Consider the following 17,420-nt stretch of genomic DNA (forward strand, 5'->3'; position numbering starts at 1 on the left):
AGTGGTGTTATTTTATGCTATGACGAGCTGCAAGGATAAACTTTCTTGTGGCTCTTATTTTGTTTTGGAGGTGCTTTATGAATAGTGCAGAACAGATAGTTACACATGATTCACTCCGTATAGTGTCGGTTCCTTTTGGTGAAATCTATACGTAGTAAACATTCACCGAACCGACTTTGTATCGTATGACATGCAAAGGAGGATAATATTTATGTCAATGATTAAAATTGAAAACCTTACGTTTTCATATCCGACAAGTTATGATAATGTTTTTGAAAATGTCAGTTTCCAGGTTGATACCGATTGGAAGCTTGGTTTTGTGGGCAGAAACGGACGAGGTAAAACAACCTTTCTGAATCTTCTGCTTGGGAAATATGAGTATAGTGGAAAAATCCTATCATCCGTACAGTTTGATTATTTTCCTTATCCCGTTTCAGATAAGAATCGTATTACAGAGGATATATTGCAGGAGATTTGCCCACTTGCGGAAGAATGGGAACTTATGCGAGAACTTTCTTATCTTGATGTTGATGTCGATGTGCTTTGGCGACCTTTTGAAACACTTTCCAACGGAGAGCAGACAAAGGTTTTGATTGCCGCTCTTTTTCTTAATGAAGGGCATTTCCTACTGATTGATGAACCTACCAACCATTTGGATGCCAAAGCGAGAAAAAGTGTGGCGGCATATCTGAAAAAGAAAAAGGGATTCATCTTAGTTTCTCACGATCGTCGCTTTCTTGACGATTGTGTTGACTATATTCTATCGATTAACCGAGCGAATATCGAAGTGCAAAGAGGAAACTTTTCATCATGGATGTCAAATTTTGAGCGACAGCAAGAATTTGAACTGGCTCAGAACGAACGTTTGCAAAAGGACATCAGACGATTACAGCAGTCGGCAAAACGCGCTGCAGTATGGTCTGAACGTGTAGAAGCTTCCAAAATTGGGGCAGCAGATAAAGGTTATGTCGGTCATAAAGCCGCCAAAATGATGAAGCGTTCAAAATCTATAGAAGCGAGACAACAACAGACAATCGAACAAAAATCAGCATTGCTGAAAAATATGGAAACCGCAGAAGCCCTCAAGATACAACCGCTTAATTACCATACAGATTTGCTTGCATCATTATCGAATGTAGTAGTTTATTATGATGGCATTTCAGTTTGTGAACCCGTTTCGTTTGAAATAAGACAGGGAGAACGCATTGTGCTTGATGGAAAGAACGGCAGTGGCAAAAGTAGCCTGTTAAAGTTGGTAGTCGGGCAGTCCATAGATTATACGGGTACAGTAACACTTGGCTCTGGGCTTGTAATTTCTTATGTGCCACAGGATACATCGTATTTATGTGGAACCCTTTCCGAGTTTGCAGAAGAAAACAACCTTGATGAAAGTTTGTTCAAGGCAATTCTTAGGAAAATGGACTTTGAGCGTGTACAGTTTGAAAAGGATATTAAAGACTTTTCTGGCGGGCAAAAGAAGAAAGTCCTAATTGCGAAAAGCCTTTGTGAAAAGGCACACTTGTATGTATGGGATGAACCGCTCAACTTTATTGATGTGTACTCACGTATGCAGATTGAACAACTCATAACGGAGTTTGCCCCGACCATGCTCCTGGTAGAACATGACAGTGTTTTTCGAGATACTGTGGCAAGTAAAATTGTGAATATCTAAATTGGTTCTTCCGCAATTTTACGTTTTTCGCTTTAATAAAAATGGAGAATGCTGATTTACACTGGCATTCCAGTATTGAAAAATTACAAAATACGGATAATTGCGTAAGAACCTCTAAATTAAAATAATTGTATGGGTTAATTCCAGCTTTACAGAGACTCAAATTCCAGTTTGTAGAATTAAGAAAATCGTAATTTGTGGAGGTAAAATATAGATGAATCAAGGTAGAATTATTGTAATCACAGGTGCGCCGGGGACAGGAAAAACTACAACGGCATCTGCTGTTGCAAAAGAATCAGATTTGGAAAAGTCTGTGCATATGCACACAGATGACTTTTATCATTATTTGAGTAAAGGGGCAATACCACCGCATTTGCCAGAATCAAATGAGCAAAATTTGATTGTCATTGAAGCGTTTTTAGAAGCTGCGAAGCGATATGCTCGTGGTGGATATGATGTAATTGTTGACGGTATTATCGGACCGTGGTTTTTAAAGCCGTGGCAAAGTCTTGTTCGGGAACATTATGAGGTGCATTATATTATTTTAAGGGCAAGTAAGGAAGAAACCTTGAAGCGAGCTGTTGAACGCTCAAAGTTAGACCGAAAGACAAATATCGAATTGGTAGAAACCATGTGGGAGCAATTTTGCAATCTGGGAATATATGAATCGAATGTTATAGATACGACCACTTATTCCATTCAAGAAACTGTTTCCGCAGTACAAGAAAAAATCGCAAGTAGGGCAGCGTTGTTGTCTTAGATTGTTTTGGTGCAATTCCAGTTTGTTAGCTTTACATCGGGTCAACTTGTCCCGAACTTTTACAACTAAATACCCGCCGCTCACACAGTGGCACACCGAGCAGGAAATCTGAAAAAGGTCTCCTGCTTTTTTTCTGCCCAAAATGAGGTGGTAAAACGCCACCCCATCCACCAATTAGCGAAAGGAGGGACACGAAATGCCTTGTCCACACAACGAAATCACGATTGTTCAGCGCAGCCAGCGGCAGTCTGCGGTTGCCGCCGCTGCTTACCAAAGCGGCGAAAAGCTGTTCTGTGAATACGACCAGCAAGTAAAGCACTACCCGGAAAAGCGTGGTATCGTCCACAATGAAATCCTGCTCCCGGCAAATGCTCCACAGGAATATGCAGACCGCAATACTTTATGGAATGCCGCCGAAGCGGTGGAAAAGCAATGGAACTCCCAGCTTGCAAGGCGGTGGGTGCTTACCATTCCCAGAGAGATACCGCCCGACCAGTACGCTGTCCTTGTACGGGAGTTTTGTGAACAGCAGTTTGTTTCCAAAGGCATGATTGCTGATTTTGCCATCCATGACCCCCATCCGCCGGGACACAATCCCCACGCCCATGTCCTGCTGACCATGCGGGCAATGGATGAACATGGAAAATGGCTTCCCAAGAGCCGCAAGGTTTATGACCTTGACGAGAATGGGGAACGGATAAAGCTGCCGTCCGGCAGGTGGAAAAGCCACAAGGAGGATACGGTGGACTGGAACGACCAGAAGTATTGTGAAATCTGGCGGCATGAATGGGAGGTTATCCAGAACCGCTATCTGGACGCCAATGACCGCCCGGAGCGTGTGGACTTGCGTTCCTATGCCAGACAGGGGCTTGATATAGTCCCCACTGTCCATGAGGGGACTGCTGTCCGGCAGATGGAAAAGCGAGGTATCCAGACGAATATCGGCAACCTGAACCGGGAAATCAGAGCCGCCAACCGCCTGATGAAGTCCATCCGGCAGCTTATCCAAAACCTCAAAGGCTGGATTACCGAGCTGGGAGAAAAACGGAAGGAGCTGCTTGCACAAAAGGCGGCGGAGGAAGCGACACTTCTTCCCAATCTGCTGATGAAGTATATGGAGATACGAAAGGAAGAACGGAAGGACTGGACAAGGGCTGGACAGAACCGGGGAACTTCACAGGACTTAAAGGCAGTCAGCGAAGCCCTGTCCTATCTCCGGCAAAAGGGGCTTTCCACTGTGGAGGACTTAGAAGCGTTTCTGGAATCTTCCGGGAAATCAGCCGCAGATTACCGCAATCAGATGAAGCCAAAGGAAGCCCGGAGCAAAGTGATTGACGGGATTCTTGCCAGCCGGACAGACTGCAAGGAATGTAAGGCTGTCTATGAGAAGTACCAGAAGATATTTTTTAAGAAAATAAAGGGGAAATTCAAACAGGAACACCCGGAGGTTGCCCGGTATGAGAAAGCCGCTGACTACCTTGCCAAGCACCCGGACGATAAGGATAAAACGAAAAATGAGTTGCAACAGGAGCAGGAAACGCTTCTCAGCGAAATCGCAGAGCTGAAAGTACCACTGACCGAGGTACAGGAGGATTTGAAGAAGCTGCGGGACATCCGCTACTGGGTACGGAAAGCCACACCCGGCACAGAGGAAAGCAAAGAGCCGCCCAAGAAGCAGCCCATCAAAGAAGTCTTGCAGGATAAGACTGACGAGAAAAAAGCACAAAGAACCGCCCCGGCACAGGAGAAACACAGACAACAGGATATGGAACTTTAACAGGCACTTGCCATTTTCAATTAGAGAATGTCAGGTGCTTTTCTTATTTTCAAGGAGGGATAGATTTGAATGTATTCGAAGCTGTGAAGCAGTCCGTCACAACAAGACAGGCTGCGGAGTATTATGGAATCCATGTAGGTCGGAACGGGATGGCTTGCTGCCCGTTCCATAACGATAAAACCCCAAGCATGAAGCTGGATCGGCGTTACCATTGCTTCGGCTGCGGTGCGGATGGGGATGTGATTGATTTTGCCGCCGCCCTGTATGGGCTGGGAAAGAAAGAAGCCGCCGTACAGCTGGCACAGGACTTCGGGCTTTCCTATGAGGACTGGAAACCGCCGGGAAAGGTAAAAAAGCCCAAGACCCGGCAGAAATCCCCGGAGGAACAGTTTCAGGAAGCAAAGAATCGCTGCTTCCGTATTCTTGCCGATTATCTCCATCTGCTGATGGCATGGAGAACGGACTACGCCCCGCACTCCCCGGAGGAAGCCTTTCATCCCCGGTTTGTGGAAGCCTTACAGAAGCAAGCCCAAGTGGAATATCTGCTGGATGTGCTGCTGTTCGGGGAAACAGAGGAAAAAGCGGATTTGATTACGGACTACGGAAAGGATGTGATACAGCTTGAACAGCGAATGGCAGAACTTGCAGCCGCAGACGCAGCAAGAACTAAAAAACACTATGAACGCCATGCAGCCGCCCCAGAGCGTTGAGGAAATCAAGGCGGGGCTGGAAACCACCGAGAAAGGCGGTGTCCGTCAGAGCATACGGAACTGCCTGACCGTATTCCAACGTGACCCTCTGCTTTCAGGGGCTATCGCATACAACATCCTGACTGACCGCAAGGACATCATAAAGCCCATCGGTTTTCACAGAGAAAGCACCGCCCTGAACGATACGGACATGAAGTATCTGCTTCTTTATCTGGAAGAAACCTACGGGCTTACCAATGAGAAAAAGATTGATAACGCCATCGGGATTGTGGCGAATGAAAACAAGTACCATCCCATCCGGGACTATCTCAATACCCTTGTGTGGGACGGGACAGAGCGAATCCGCTTCTGCCTGCGGCACTTTCTGGGGGCTGACGCAGACGATTACACCTATGAAGCGTTGAAGCTGTTCCTGCTGGGTGCAATCTCACGAGCCTTTCAGCCGGGGTGCAAGTTTGAAATCATGCTCTGTCTGGTAGGCGGTCAGGGGGCTGGAAAGTCCACCTTCTTCCGGCTGCTGGCAGTCCGGGACGAGTGGTTCTCCGATGATTTGCGGAAGCTGGACGATGACAATGTGTACCGCAAGCTGCAAGGTCACTGGATTATTGAAATGTCGGAAATGATGGCAACCGCCAACGCCAAGAGCATTGAGGAAATCAAGTCATTTTTAAGCCGGCAGAAAGAGGTCTACAAGATACCTTATGAAACCCACCCGGCAGACCGCCCCCGTCAGTGCGTGTTTGGCGGCACTTCCAATGCCCTTGACTTCCTGCCCCTTGACCGTTCCGGCAACCGCCGCTTTATCCCGGTCATGGTGTACCCGGAGCAGGCGGAAGTTCACATTTTGGAGGATGAAGCCGCTTCCAGAGCCTATATCGGGCAGATGTGGGCGGAAGCGATGGAGATTTATAAAAGCGGCAGGTTCAAGCTGGCTTTCAGCCCCGCCATGCAGCGGTATCTCAAAGAACACCAGCGGGATTTTATGCCGGAGGACACCAAAGCCGGGATGATACAGGCGTATCTTGATAAATACACCGGGAGCATGGTCTGCTCCAAGCAGCTCTATAAGGAAGCCTTGAACCATGCTTTTGACGAGCCGAAGCAATGGGAAATCCGGGAAATCAACGAGATTATGAACCAGTGCATTTCCAGCTGGCGGTACTTCCCAAACCCAAGAATGTTTTCCGAATATGGCAGACAAAAGGGCTGGGAGCGTGAAAACCCGGCAACGGACTCCGGCAACCCGTCTGAAAAAACGATGGACGGTTTTGTGGAGGTCACAGAACAGATGGAGCTTCCATTCTGAAAAGGACAGCCCGTTGCACCCCCTGTTGTTATCCCGTTGCCGAGCCGGTTGCCGGGAAAAACCCCTTATTTCCGGGCTTTTCTCCCTTATAACAACCAAAACAACAAAAAAATAAAAGAAAAGTATAAATAGTAACCATCGCCAGATTGAGATTGTTTGCAAGGTCTTTTGAAGTCCGTTGCCGGACTTCGTTGCCGACACCCTCTGTCTGGCTATTTTCATGTATGGAGGATAACTGCCTATGGCAAAAAACAAAACAGAGATTCATGTGACCACTGTATTTGACGGGGAGCTTGACGCCACTGATGTGTTCGTCAGCCTGATTTCCCAGAAATACGGAAAGACAAATGCAAAAGAATATCTTGCTAAAAAGAAAGATATAGGCTATAATGAAGATGAGGTTCAAAAGAGCCAGATACCGTCTGGATTGTGTGGGTAAATGGCTATGATGAACGAAATGGAATACAGAACAATCGGTTCGGCACTTGCCGGGGGTTATCGTGCGGCGGTCTATTGCAGGCTGTCAAAGGACGATGACCTGCAAGGCGAAAGTGCCAGTATCGCAAACCAGCGTGATATGCTGGAAAAATACTGCGAAAAGCAGGGATGGGAGGTTGTGGCAGTCTATCAGGACGATGGCTTCACAGGTCTTAACATGGAGCGTCCTGACCTACAGAGAATGTTGAGAGCCATTGAGCGCAGGCAGATCAACCTTGTCATCACGAAAGACCTCAGCCGACTGGGGCGTAATTATCTGCAAACCGGGCATTTGATTGAGGACTTTTTCCCAAGAAACGGTGTCCGCTATATCGCCATGAATGACGGCATCGACACCCTGCGGGATAACAACGACATTGCCCCGTTCAAGAATATCCTGAACGAGATGTACAGCAAGGATATTTCCAAGAAAGTCCATTCCTCTTATCTTCTGAAAGCGCAGAAAGGACAGTTTACCGGGTGTCTTGCCCCGTTTGGGTATCGGAAAGACCCGGAGGACAAAAACCATCTGCTCATTGACGAGGAAACCGCCCCGATTGTGCGGCTGATTTTCGGATATGCCCTGAACGGTCATGGTCCGAACTATATCCGCAGACGGCTGGAGAAAGAAAAAATCCCCTGCCCTACATGGTGGAACCGGGAACGGGGGCTTCGCAATACCCGCACCAAATGGGAAAAGAAAGACCCAGAAAACGGGCGGTATATGTGGGACTTCTCCGTTATCAAAGACCTTTTGATGAATCCCGTCTACACCGGGGCGATTGCTTCCCAGAAAAAGGACTACCGCTTCAAAATCGGCACGATTGGGGAAAAGAAGCCGGAGGACTGGATTGTGGTGGAGGGACAGCATGAACCGCTGATTGACAGCATGAGCTTTGACATTGTGCAGAACAAGCTGAAATCCCGCCAGCGTCCGGGGCAGACCAATGAAATCAGCCTGTTTGCCGGACTGTTAAAATGCGGCGAGTGTGGGAAGTCGCTGACGGTACGCTACACAAACGCTAAACATCCCCAGCGGATTTACTCCTGCAAGACCTACAATGCCTTTGGAAAGAACCACTGCACCCAGCACCGGATTGATTATGACACCCTTTACAGCCATGTGCTGCGGAAAATCCGGGAATGTGCCAGAGCTGCCCTGATGGACGGGGAAGCGGTTGCCGACCGCCTGACCAATACCTGTGAAGCCGAGCAGCGGGAACAGCGGGAAGCAATGGAACGCTCCCTTACAAGGGACGAGGAACGGATTGAGGTTCTGGACAAAATGGTCATGCGGCTTTATGAGGATATGATTGCAGGGCGTATCAGTGAGCAGAATTTCAACACCATGCTGGAAAAGACACAGACCGAGCAGACGGAGCTTAAAACAAAAGTGTCCGAGGGCAGAAAGCGGCTGTCCGATGAAGTCCAGCTTGCCAATGATGCAAAACAATGGGTGGAAGCCATTCAGGAATACGCCAACATCACAGAGCTGGACGCAGCCACCCTCAACCGCTTAATCAAAGAAATCGTTGTGCATGAGCGCATTGACGAAGATAAAACAAGACACATTTCTATCGAAATTCATTTTAATCTCAAACCCATCCCGGAGGTGGAACAGGTCACTGCCTGACCTGTCCCGCCGGGACGGTTCTCTTAACAACACCATATAGATTTTTTGTACGCCGCCGCCCGCCATCGAGCAGAGTTTTTACACCTAATTGGGGATGAAACAGCTCATGGCGGGCGGCGGCGTTGCCCTCATCGGCATCACCCTGATCCCTCTGCTGTCCGGTCTGCTGTCCACCACCTAATGATTCTCCAAAACCGGCGGGGGCTTTCGCTTGATAGCGGGAGCCCCCGCAAAGGAGGTGATCTCCCTTGATATTGGATATGATCCAGGAGTGGTTCAAGGAACTGCTCATTGACGGTATCATTTCAAACCTGACCGGGATGTTTGATACCCTGAATACAAAGGTGGGCGAGATCGCCGGGGAGGTCGGCATGACGCCCGCCGCCTGGAACAGCAGCATCTTCAACATGATCCGAAACCTCTCGGAAACGGTGATTGTCCCCATCGCTGGCATCATCCTCACCTTCGTCATGTGCTACGAGCTGATCCAGCTCATCATCGAGAAAAATAACCTCCACGACTTTGACACCTGGATTTTCTTCAAGTGGATTTTCAAGACCTTCTGCGCGGTGCTGATCGTCACCAACACCTGGAACATCGTCATGGCGGTGTTCGATGTGGCGCAGAATGTGGTCAGTCAGTCGGCGGGGGTCATCATCTCGGACGCAGGCATCGACATTTCCGGCGTGGTGGGCAATCTGGAGACCCAGCTTGCCGACTGGAGCGTGGGCGCCCTGCTGGGGCTGTGGTTCCAGAGTGTGTTCGTGGGGCTGTGTACGCAGATTCTTTCCATCTGTATCTTCCTGGTGATCTACGGCAGAATGATTGAGGTGTATTTGGTCACCTCCATAGGGCCGATTCCCTTTGCCACGATGGTCAACCGGGAATGGGGCTCCACGGGGCAGAACTACCTTCGCTCCCTGCTGGCCCTGGGCTTCCAGGCCTTCCTCATTATGATCTGCGTGGGCATCTATGCCGTGCTGGTGGAGGGCATCTCCACATCCGGCGACAACATATCCGCTGCCATCTGGGGGTGCATGGGCTATACGGTTCTGCTGTGCTACACATTGTTCAAGACCGGCAGCCTTGCAAAATCCCTGTTCGGCGCCCACTAAAGGAGGCAGATATTTGAGAGTAGGCCTTATTGATGTGGACTCGCACAATTTTCCCAACCTGTGCCTGATGAAGCTCTCGGAGTATCACACCAGACACGGGGATCGGGTGGAATGGTGGGACCCTGCAAAGCAATATGACCTTGTTTATAAAAGCCGGGTATTTACAGACACCTATTCCAAAGACACCATACAGGTGAGCAATGCGGATAAGGTCATCCAGGGCGGTACAGGTTACGGCCCCGGCGAAAACCTCCCGCATGAGATCGAGCATATTCGGCCGGACTATTTTCTATATCCGCGGTTTTTAGGTACAGCCTACGGCTTTTTAAGCCGTGGCTGTCCAAGGAACTGCGGATTTTGTATTGTCAGCAAAAAAGAAGGGCGCAGGAGCGTCCGGGTGGCTGATCTTTCCGAGTTTTGGAATGGTGAGGAAGAAATCAAACTGATGGACCCGAACCTGCTTGCCTGTCCCGACCATGAAAGGCTCATTGAACAGCTAATTGAGAGCCGGGCGCTGGTGGACTTTACCCAGGGGCTCGATATTCGCCTTATCAGCCGTGATAATGTATCTCTACTGAACAAAGTGCGGACAAAAGCGGTGCATTTCGCATGGGATAACCGGACGAGGACCTGACGGAGTATTTCCGTCGCTTTCGTGAACTTACTTCCATAAAGAGCGACCGAAACCGCCGTGTCTATGTCCTGACCAATTACGGCAGCACCCATGAACAGGATTTGTACCGGGTAAACACCTTGCGGGCATTGGGATATGATCCCTATGTGATGATCTATGAGCGTCCCACGGCTCCACGCATTACCCGCCATCTGCAAAGATGGGTAAATAATAAACGGATTTTTCATTCCGTATCAGATTTTAAGGACTATGCGCCGATGAAGAAGGAGGTGTGAAACATTGGCTTATGTAACAATCCCGAAGGACCTGAGTCGGATACAGAGCAAGGTCCTGTTCGGGCTGACCAAACGACAAGTGATCTGTTTCGGAGCGGCGGCGCTGGTAGGCGTGCCGCTTTTCTTTTTGGCAAAGGCGAGCCTGGGAACTACCACGGCGGCGCTGTGCATGATCCTGGTGATGCTGCCCTTTTTCCTGTTCGCCATGTATGAGAAGAACGGGCAGCCGCTGGAAGTGTTCCTGGGGCATCTGATCCAGAACAAATTCATCCGGCCGAAGGTACGCATCTACCAGACAAACAATCTCTATTCCGCCCTGGTGCGGCAATCCCAACTGGAACAGGAGGTGAAGCGGATTGCGAGAAAAGGCAGAAAAACCGGCAAAGCGTAAGCTCACCCGTGCCGAGCGCAAGCAGATCGAGGCGGTGATCCGGCAGGCGAAGGGCGACGGGAAAACCCATACGGTGCAGGACAGCATCCCGTTTCAGAACATGTTCCCCGACGGTCTGTGCAGACTGGAGGGCGGCACCTTCTCCAAAACCATTGCCTTTGAGGATGTGAATTACCGCCTGGCTGGGCCGGAGGACCAGCAGAGCATCTTTGAAAGCCTCTGCGACTTCTATAACGGCTACGACCCCTCCATCGGCGTCCAGGTCTCTTTGGACAGCCGCAGCGGAGGCAGCGCCGCCGATGAAATGTTCGGCATCACCCGGCAGGGCAACGACCTGGACCCCATCCGGGACGAGGCGGTGGACATCCTGCGGATGCAGTACAAGCGGGGCAACAACGGCTATGTGAAAACCAAGTATGTCACCCTGACCATCGAGGCGGAGAACCTTCCCGCGGCACGGGCGCGATTTGCCCGCATTGAGACCGACACCCTCAATCGCTTCAAGGTCATGGGGGCGGCGGCTCATGTACTGGACGGAAAGGAACGGCTGGAGCTGCTTTACAACATCCTCCACCCGGAGGGCGGGCAGTTCGCCTTTGAATGGGACTGGCTCCCCGCCAGCGGCCTTTCGGTGAAGGACTTCATATCCCCGTCCTCTTTCCACTTTGGGGAGACCCGCACCTTCCGCATCGGCAGGCGGTACGGGGCGGTGTCCTTCCTGCAAATTCTGGCGCCGGAGATGCACGACCGTATCCTCACCGACTTCATGGAGGCGAACGGGAATATCATGGTGACCATGCACATCCGGGGCATCAACCAGAACGAGGCCATCAAAATGGTCAAGCGGAAGATCACCGACCTGGACGCCATGAAGATACAGGAGCAGAAGCGGGCTGTGCGCAGCGGCTACGATATGGACATACTCCCCAGCGACTTGTCTACTTATGGCGGCGCAGCGAAAGACCTTCTCACCGACTTACAATCCCGCAACGAGAGAATGTTCAACATGACTTTCCTGGTGCTGCACACGGCGGAGACCCGGCAAAAGCTGGAGATCGCCGTGTCCCAGGCGGCCAGCGTCGCCCAGACCTATAACTGCCTTCTGACCCGGCTGGACTTCCAGCAGGAGGACGGGCTGATGTCCTCTTTGCCCCTGGGCCTCAACCGTATCAAGATTGAACGGAGTCTGACCACTTCGGCCCTGGCGGTGTTCGTTCCCTTTGTCACCCAAGAGGTGTTCATGGGCGGCGACGCCATGTACTACGGGCTCAACGCCCTTTCCAATAACATGATCCTGCTGGACCGCAAGCAATCCCGCTGTCCCAACGGTCTTGTGTTCGGCACCCCCGGCAGCGGCAAATCCATGAGCTGCAAGCGGGAGATCACCTTTATCATGCTGATGACCCAGGATAATGTCATCATCTGCGACCCGGAGGACGAGTATTCGCCCCTGGTGAAGCGATTGGGCGGTCAGGTGATCCGGCTGTCCCCGTCCAGCACCGACTATGTGAACCCTCTGGACATCAACCTCAACTACTCCGAGGAAGAAAACCCGCTGGCGCTGAAAAGTGATTTCGTCTTATCCTTCTGCGAGCTCATCATGGGCAGCAAGACGGGGCTGGAGGCCATCGAGAAAACCGTCATTGACCGGGCGGTACAGATGATCTACCAGCCCTACTTTGCCGATCCCCGGCCAGAGAATATGCCCATTCTGGGCGACCTGATGAACGCCCTTCTGTCCCAGCACATCCCGGAGGCCGACCGAGTGGCCCAGGCGCTGGACCTCTATGTGAACGGTTCGCTGAACTTCTTCAACCACCGTACCACCGTGGACATCTCCAACCGCCTTGTCTGCTTTGACATCAAGGGCCTGGGCAAGAACCTGAAAAAGCCGGGGATGCTCATTGTTCAGGATGCGGTGTGGAACACCGTTACCATCAACCGGGCTATCGGGCGCTCCACCTGGTATTTCGTGGACGAGTTCCACCTTTTGCTGAAGGAGGAACAGACCGCCGCATACAGCGCCGAGATTTGGAAACGGTTCAGAAAATGGGGCGGTATCCCTACCGGGGCGACCCAGAACCCCAAAGACCTGCTTTCCTCCCCGGAGATCGAAAACATCCTGGAAAACAGCGACTTCATCTATATGCTCAACCAGGCGGCGGGAGACCGGAAGATACTGGCGGAGCGGCTGAACATTTCATCGGAGCAGCTTGCCTATGTGACCAACTCCGAGCCGGGCCACGGGCTGCTGTTCTTCAACAATGTCATCCTGCCCTTTGCGGATGACTTCCCGAAAGACACCGAGCTCTATAAATTGCTCACCACCAAGCCCAGCGAGGTTGCACACGAAACTGTGGACGACGAAAAGGAGGACCAGAATGGATAACAAGATGGCGGTTTTCAATAACCGCGAATTTGGCAGCATCCGAGTGATCGAAGAAAACGGCAATTATCTGTTTTGCGGATTTGATGTTGCGAAAGCCCTGGGATATGCAAAACCGAGGAACGCCATCAATACGCATTGTAAGGGGGCCCTGAAACGGGGCGCCCTTACAGAAGGAGGCGTACAGGAATTGACATTCATCCCGGAGGGTGATGTGTACCGCCTGATCGTTCATAGTCGGCTGCCTGGTGCGGAACGCTTTGAAAAATGGGTGTTTGACGAAGTTCTCCCCATGATCCGCAAGACGGGCGGGTACATGACTGCCTCCCTTCTGGAGCAGGCGGCGGAAAAACCGGAAATATTGCTGGCTTTTGCCGACCAGCTTCTTGCCGAGCATGAGAAAAACCGGCAGCTCTCCGGCGAGGTGGAACGGCTGCGGCCGAAAGCAGATTTTTATGACGCCTTTGTCCATGAAGAAAACTGCACCAATATCCGAGCCACGGCGAAAGAACTGCAAATCGGGGAGCGTGCGTTTTGCCGTTTCCTGATGGACGCGGGATTTCTGTACCGCTGCCCAGCCGGATACCTTCTGCCCTATGCCAAGCCCTCCAATAACGGATTATTCCGTGTGAAGGACTTCTGGAAATATGGGCATTTTGGACAGCAGACCTTGATTACGCCCCAGGGCAAAAATGTGATCCGTCTGCTGCTGGATGATGGGCAAATGCGGCTGGAATGGAAGGAAAGGATGGGATAAGGATATGGAACAGGAAAAGCTGTATGTCATCGAGGAAAAGACCTATGAGGCACATATCGACGAGGAAGTGCATCTCTACGGGCTGCTTCATCAGCTTGCCTTCCTTGCCGGAAAAATCAAGGACCGGGAGGATGTGGAGGCGTTCATTGCGGCGGCGAAGCGGTACGGCCAGATCGCCGATGACAAGTTTGACGCCTGGAACATTCCCGGCCGTTACCTGGTGTTCGGCGACAAGGCGGACCTTGCCGGGATGAAGGCGCGGGAGCTGTGCGAGCTGGACGCCTTCTATGTGGAGTGTGAGGACGACGAACCCGAACCGGGCGGCGGCCGCCAGGAGGAACACTATCTGATCCCCGGCAGCGGATTCCGGCTGCTGGTGAGCGAACTGCACATGTTCCTGGTAACCTGGTACAGCATCGCCAAGTGTCTGTCGCAGGCACAGAACGAGAAAGATTTTCTCCGACTGCAAAAGAAATACGGGAACTATGAAAAGACGCTGAACAGGCTGCGCCGCAAGCTGGGTCTTTCCGCTGACAGCAACTTTTGTCAGGATGAATTGGAGGCGGCGGTCATCAAGCGGTTCCGGGCGGAGCTGATCCCTGGGGAGCAGATCAGCCATGAATAAGCTCACCCATGTCAGCCTGTTTTCCGGCATCGGCGGGCTGGACCTTGCGGCGGAGGCGGCGGGCTTTGAAACGGTCTGTCAATGCGAGTGGGCGGACTATCCCTATTCCATCCTGCAAAAACATTGGCCGGATGTGCCGAAGTTCCGCGACATCACCACATTCACGAAGGAGGCGTTTTTTGAAAAAACAGGACTTGAAACCATTACCATCCTCTCCGGCGGATTCCCGTGCCAGCCTTTCTCCACCGCAGGAAAACGGCGGGGCTTTGCGGATGAACGCTACCTGTGGCCGGAGATGTGCCGCGTTATTGCCGAACTGCGGCCCCGTTGGGTGCTTGGGGAAAATGTTGCTGGCTTCATCAATATGGGGCTCGACAAAACGATTTTTGACCTGGCAAAAGCGGGATACGCTGTTCTCCCATTCGTATTTCCGGCTTGCGGCGTCGGCGCATGGCATGAGCGCCAGCGAACTTTTATCGTCGCGGCTGATGTTTCCCACACCCCTTGCCTCCGACAAATCCACGGGGCGGGATGCTGCCAGCCTGGATGTGTTCCTGTCGGACAATGGGATATTCCGCAAGCGGAACAAGGACGGGTCGATCTGGAGCCTGTCCCTGTCGGCGGCGGTGTTCTATCTGACCCCGGCAGCATCGGAGGGCTACCGTTCCACCCTGAAACCGGCGGCCTTCCGGGACAAATCCCCGTCCTCCAACCTGTCGGCTCAGGTGATCCGGCAGGAGCAGCCCCTTTCCGAGAAAGCGGCGCTGAACCCGGACTGGGTGGAATGGCTCATGGGATTCCCCCCGAAATGGACGGACGCATCCTTTGGCGTGCCGAGCCCGAAGGAGTCCCCCGCATGACCGAGGACACGGACAACCGGGCGCTGCGGCTGAAAACCCTGGGGAACGCGGTCTGCCCGCCCCAGGCCTATCCCATTTTCCAGTACATCGCCATGATCGAAACCGGGGCGTGTGCCGACATCTGCCCCTATGGAACAGGAGGTGACGCACCTTGAAAGAATGGAAAGCCCCCGAAAAGGAGGCGCAGAAGATGACCCGTGACGGGGCAGTATCCGTCAATCTGGTTACGGGCGAGACGACCTATCCCTCTGACCGGACGCCGGAGCAGGACCATTCCGCCTCCGGCGACACGGCGGGTGCCGCTGGGAAAGTAGTGGATCGTGTGGAACTGCACCGGGAACAGGCAGCAGCCAAGAAGAAGCGCCGGAAACAGCGCAGAACCTATCGGGAGGGCGAGGCGGCAGCGGGCCGTCCATCCTCCCGATTGCAGTTTTCCGAGGCGGACCAGGCCAAGCCGGAGCTGCAAGGGGCCATCCGCAAGTCGGACAAGGCGGCGGACCGGCTGGACGCGGCAAAGACCGCTGTTCCATCCAAACTGCCATCCCCCCAACATGCCAATCCGCTGTCCCGCCCCATCCAGGAGGCAGGCGCAGCCATCCACGGCAAGGTCCGAGAGGTGGAGCAGGAAAATTCCGGCGTCCAGTCGGGCCACCTGGGGGAACGTAGCTTTGAGAAGGCTGTGGGCTACGGAAACCGCCGTGTCCAGAACTGGCGGGCGGAACGCAAGCTGAAACCCTGGCGGGACGCGGCAAAGGCGGAGCAGGCGGCGGTCAAGGCCAATGCGGATTTCTACTATCGGAAAGCCGTGGCGGAGAACCCCCAGCTTGCATCCAATCCCATCTCCCGCCTGTGGCAGAAACGGAAGCTGCAAAAGCAATATGCGGCGGCATACCGGGCGGCGGGCAAGACCGCCCAGGCCGGGAAAACAGCGGAGACCACGGCAAAGGCGGCCAAGAAAACCGCCCAGGAGTCCAAGCGCACCGCCCTTTTCCTGAAACGGCATTGGAAGGGCGCGTTGATCGTGGGCGGCATCGGTCTTCTGCTGGTAATGCTGCTGGGCTCCCTGCAATCCTGTTCCTCCATGTTCGGCGGCGGGGTGTCCAACATTATGGCGTCCTCCTATCTCTCCGAGGATGCCGACATGCTGGCGGCGGAAGAAGCCTACTGCGCCAAAGAGGATGAATTGCGGGAGTATCTGGATACCTACGAGGCCACCCACGACTATGACGAGTATCACTTTGATCTGGACGAGATTGAGCACGACCCCTATGTGCTGATCTCCATTCTGTCGGCACTCCATGAAGGGGTGTTCACCATTGACCAGGTACAGGGCGACCTTCAAACCCTCTTTGACAAGCAATACATTCTCACCGAAACCGTGACCACGGAGACCCGCTATCGGACGGAGACACGGACGGACAGCGAGGGCAACACCTATACGGTTCGGGTGCCCTATACCTGGACCATCTGCACCGTCACGCTGGAAAACTTCGACCTCTCCCATGTGCCTGTCTACATGATGGGCGAGGAACAGCTTTCCTTGTATGCCACCTATATGTCCACCCTGGGCAACCGCCCCGATCTGTTCCCGTCCTCCGGGTATGTGAACAAGTACATCGACAACCCTCCCACCGCCTGGGAGATTCCCGCTGAATACCTGACGGACGAGCGGTTCAACACCCTCATTACCGAGGCGGAAAAATACCTGGGTTATCCCTATGTGTGGGGCGGCAGCAGTCCCAGCACTTCTTTCGATTGCAGCGGATTCGTCAGTTATGTGCTGACCAACAGCGGCCTGTGCAATACCGGGCGGCTGGGCGCACAGGGGCTCTACAATATTTCCACCCCAGTATCCGACCCCCAGCCCGGCGATCTGGTGTTCTTCGTGGGCACCTACGACACAACCGGCGTATCTCATGTAGGCATTTATGTGGGCGACGGGATGATGCTGCATTGCGGCGACCCCATCCAGTATTCCAACCTGAACACGAGCTACTGGCAGTCCCATTTCTACGCATACGGCAGACCGCCGTACAACTGAT

General features: G+C 52.6%; 15 protein-coding genes and 1 pseudogene. All 16 read left to right on the forward strand.

The window, feature by feature from the left end; all coding sequences use genetic code 11:
* The first annotated feature begins 211 nt into the window (after positions 1-211).
* The 16 genes and pseudogenes from DW088_RS02510 to DW088_RS02590 all read left to right on the forward strand — a co-directional run bounded on the left by DW088_RS02510 (position 212) and on the right by DW088_RS02590 (position 17,419).
* Positions 212-1,672 carry an Lsa family ABC-F type ribosomal protection protein gene (locus DW088_RS02510; RefSeq protein WP_002584327.1) on the forward strand — a complete coding sequence of 487 codons (1,461 nt, stop codon included), beginning with the start codon at positions 212-214 and terminating at the stop codon, positions 1,670-1,672.
* Between the two features lie 214 nt (positions 1,673-1,886).
* Entirely contained in the window at positions 1,887-2,432 is a 546-nt protein-coding gene (locus DW088_RS02515; protein WP_002584326.1) for an AAA family ATPase, read from the forward strand.
* 196 nt (positions 2,433-2,628) lie between these two features.
* Positions 2,629-4,209, forward strand: coding sequence for a MobQ family relaxase (mobQ, locus tag DW088_RS02520; RefSeq protein ID WP_002584325.1), 1,581 nt, complete (start codon positions 2,629-2,631; stop codon positions 4,207-4,209).
* A 65-nt stretch (positions 4,210-4,274) separates the two neighbouring features.
* Positions 4,275-4,919, forward strand: coding sequence for a CHC2 zinc finger domain-containing protein (locus DW088_RS02525; protein ID WP_002584324.1), 645 nt, complete (start codon positions 4,275-4,277; stop codon positions 4,917-4,919).
* Positions 4,888-6,225, forward strand: a complete 1,338-nt coding sequence (locus tag DW088_RS02530; RefSeq protein WP_002584323.1) for a virulence-associated E family protein — start codon at positions 4,888-4,890, stop codon at positions 6,223-6,225. The genes DW088_RS02525 and DW088_RS02530 overlap by 32 nt, the downstream gene beginning before the upstream one ends.
* A gap of 241 nt (positions 6,226-6,466) precedes the next feature.
* Complete coding sequence (locus DW088_RS02540) at positions 6,467-6,664, forward strand: hypothetical protein (RefSeq protein WP_002592708.1); 198 nt, start codon at positions 6,467-6,469, stop codon at positions 6,662-6,664.
* Positions 6,665-8,335, forward strand: a complete 1,671-nt coding sequence (locus DW088_RS02545) for a recombinase family protein (RefSeq protein ID WP_002584321.1) — start codon at positions 6,665-6,667, stop codon at positions 8,333-8,335.
* A 91-nt stretch (positions 8,336-8,426) separates the two neighbouring features.
* Positions 8,427-8,516: pseudogene (locus DW088_RS02550) on the forward strand (Maff2 family mobile element protein); the annotation flags it as partial.
* Positions 8,517-8,595: 79 nt separating this feature from the next.
* Entirely contained in the window at positions 8,596-9,450 is an 855-nt protein-coding gene (locus DW088_RS02555) for a VirB6/TrbL-like conjugal transfer protein, CD1112 family (RefSeq protein WP_118235807.1), read from the forward strand.
* A 13-nt stretch (positions 9,451-9,463) separates the two neighbouring features.
* Positions 9,464-10,084: a hypothetical protein gene (locus DW088_RS02560; protein WP_229101819.1), complete on the forward strand. Its 621-nt coding sequence runs from the start codon at positions 9,464-9,466 to the stop codon at positions 10,082-10,084.
* A gap of 279 nt (positions 10,085-10,363) precedes the next feature.
* A complete protein-coding gene (locus DW088_RS02565) occupies positions 10,364-10,750 on the forward strand; it encodes a PrgI family protein (protein ID WP_059004499.1) in 387 nt (128 codons plus the stop codon).
* A complete protein-coding gene (locus DW088_RS02570; RefSeq protein ID WP_118359286.1) occupies positions 10,716-13,139 on the forward strand; it encodes a VirB4-like conjugal transfer ATPase, CD1110 family in 2,424 nt (807 codons plus the stop codon). Before DW088_RS02565 ends, DW088_RS02570 begins: the two co-directional genes overlap by 35 nt.
* Entirely contained in the window at positions 13,132-13,893 is a 762-nt protein-coding gene (locus DW088_RS02575; RefSeq protein WP_117515655.1) for a BRO family protein, read from the forward strand. Before DW088_RS02570 ends, DW088_RS02575 begins: the two co-directional genes overlap by 8 nt.
* 4 nt (positions 13,894-13,897) lie before the next feature.
* Positions 13,898-14,518 (forward strand): hypothetical protein, encoded by a 621-nt coding sequence (locus DW088_RS02580; protein ID WP_059004496.1) that lies wholly within the window; start codon positions 13,898-13,900, stop codon positions 14,516-14,518.
* Positions 14,511-15,533, forward strand: coding sequence for a DNA cytosine methyltransferase (locus DW088_RS02585; protein WP_117515657.1), 1,023 nt, complete (start codon positions 14,511-14,513; stop codon positions 15,531-15,533). Before DW088_RS02580 ends, DW088_RS02585 begins: the two co-directional genes overlap by 8 nt.
* Entirely contained in the window at positions 15,530-17,419 is a 1,890-nt protein-coding gene (locus DW088_RS02590; RefSeq protein WP_226973347.1) for a C40 family peptidase, read from the forward strand. The genes DW088_RS02585 and DW088_RS02590 overlap by 4 nt, the downstream gene beginning before the upstream one ends.
* Position 17,420 lies beyond the last annotated feature (1 nt).

Origin of the sequence: Butyricicoccus sp. AM05-1 (genome assembly GCF_003474415.1) — a bacterium.
Taxonomy (GTDB): Bacteria; Bacillota; Clostridia; order Oscillospirales; family Butyricicoccaceae; genus Agathobaculum; species Agathobaculum butyriciproducens.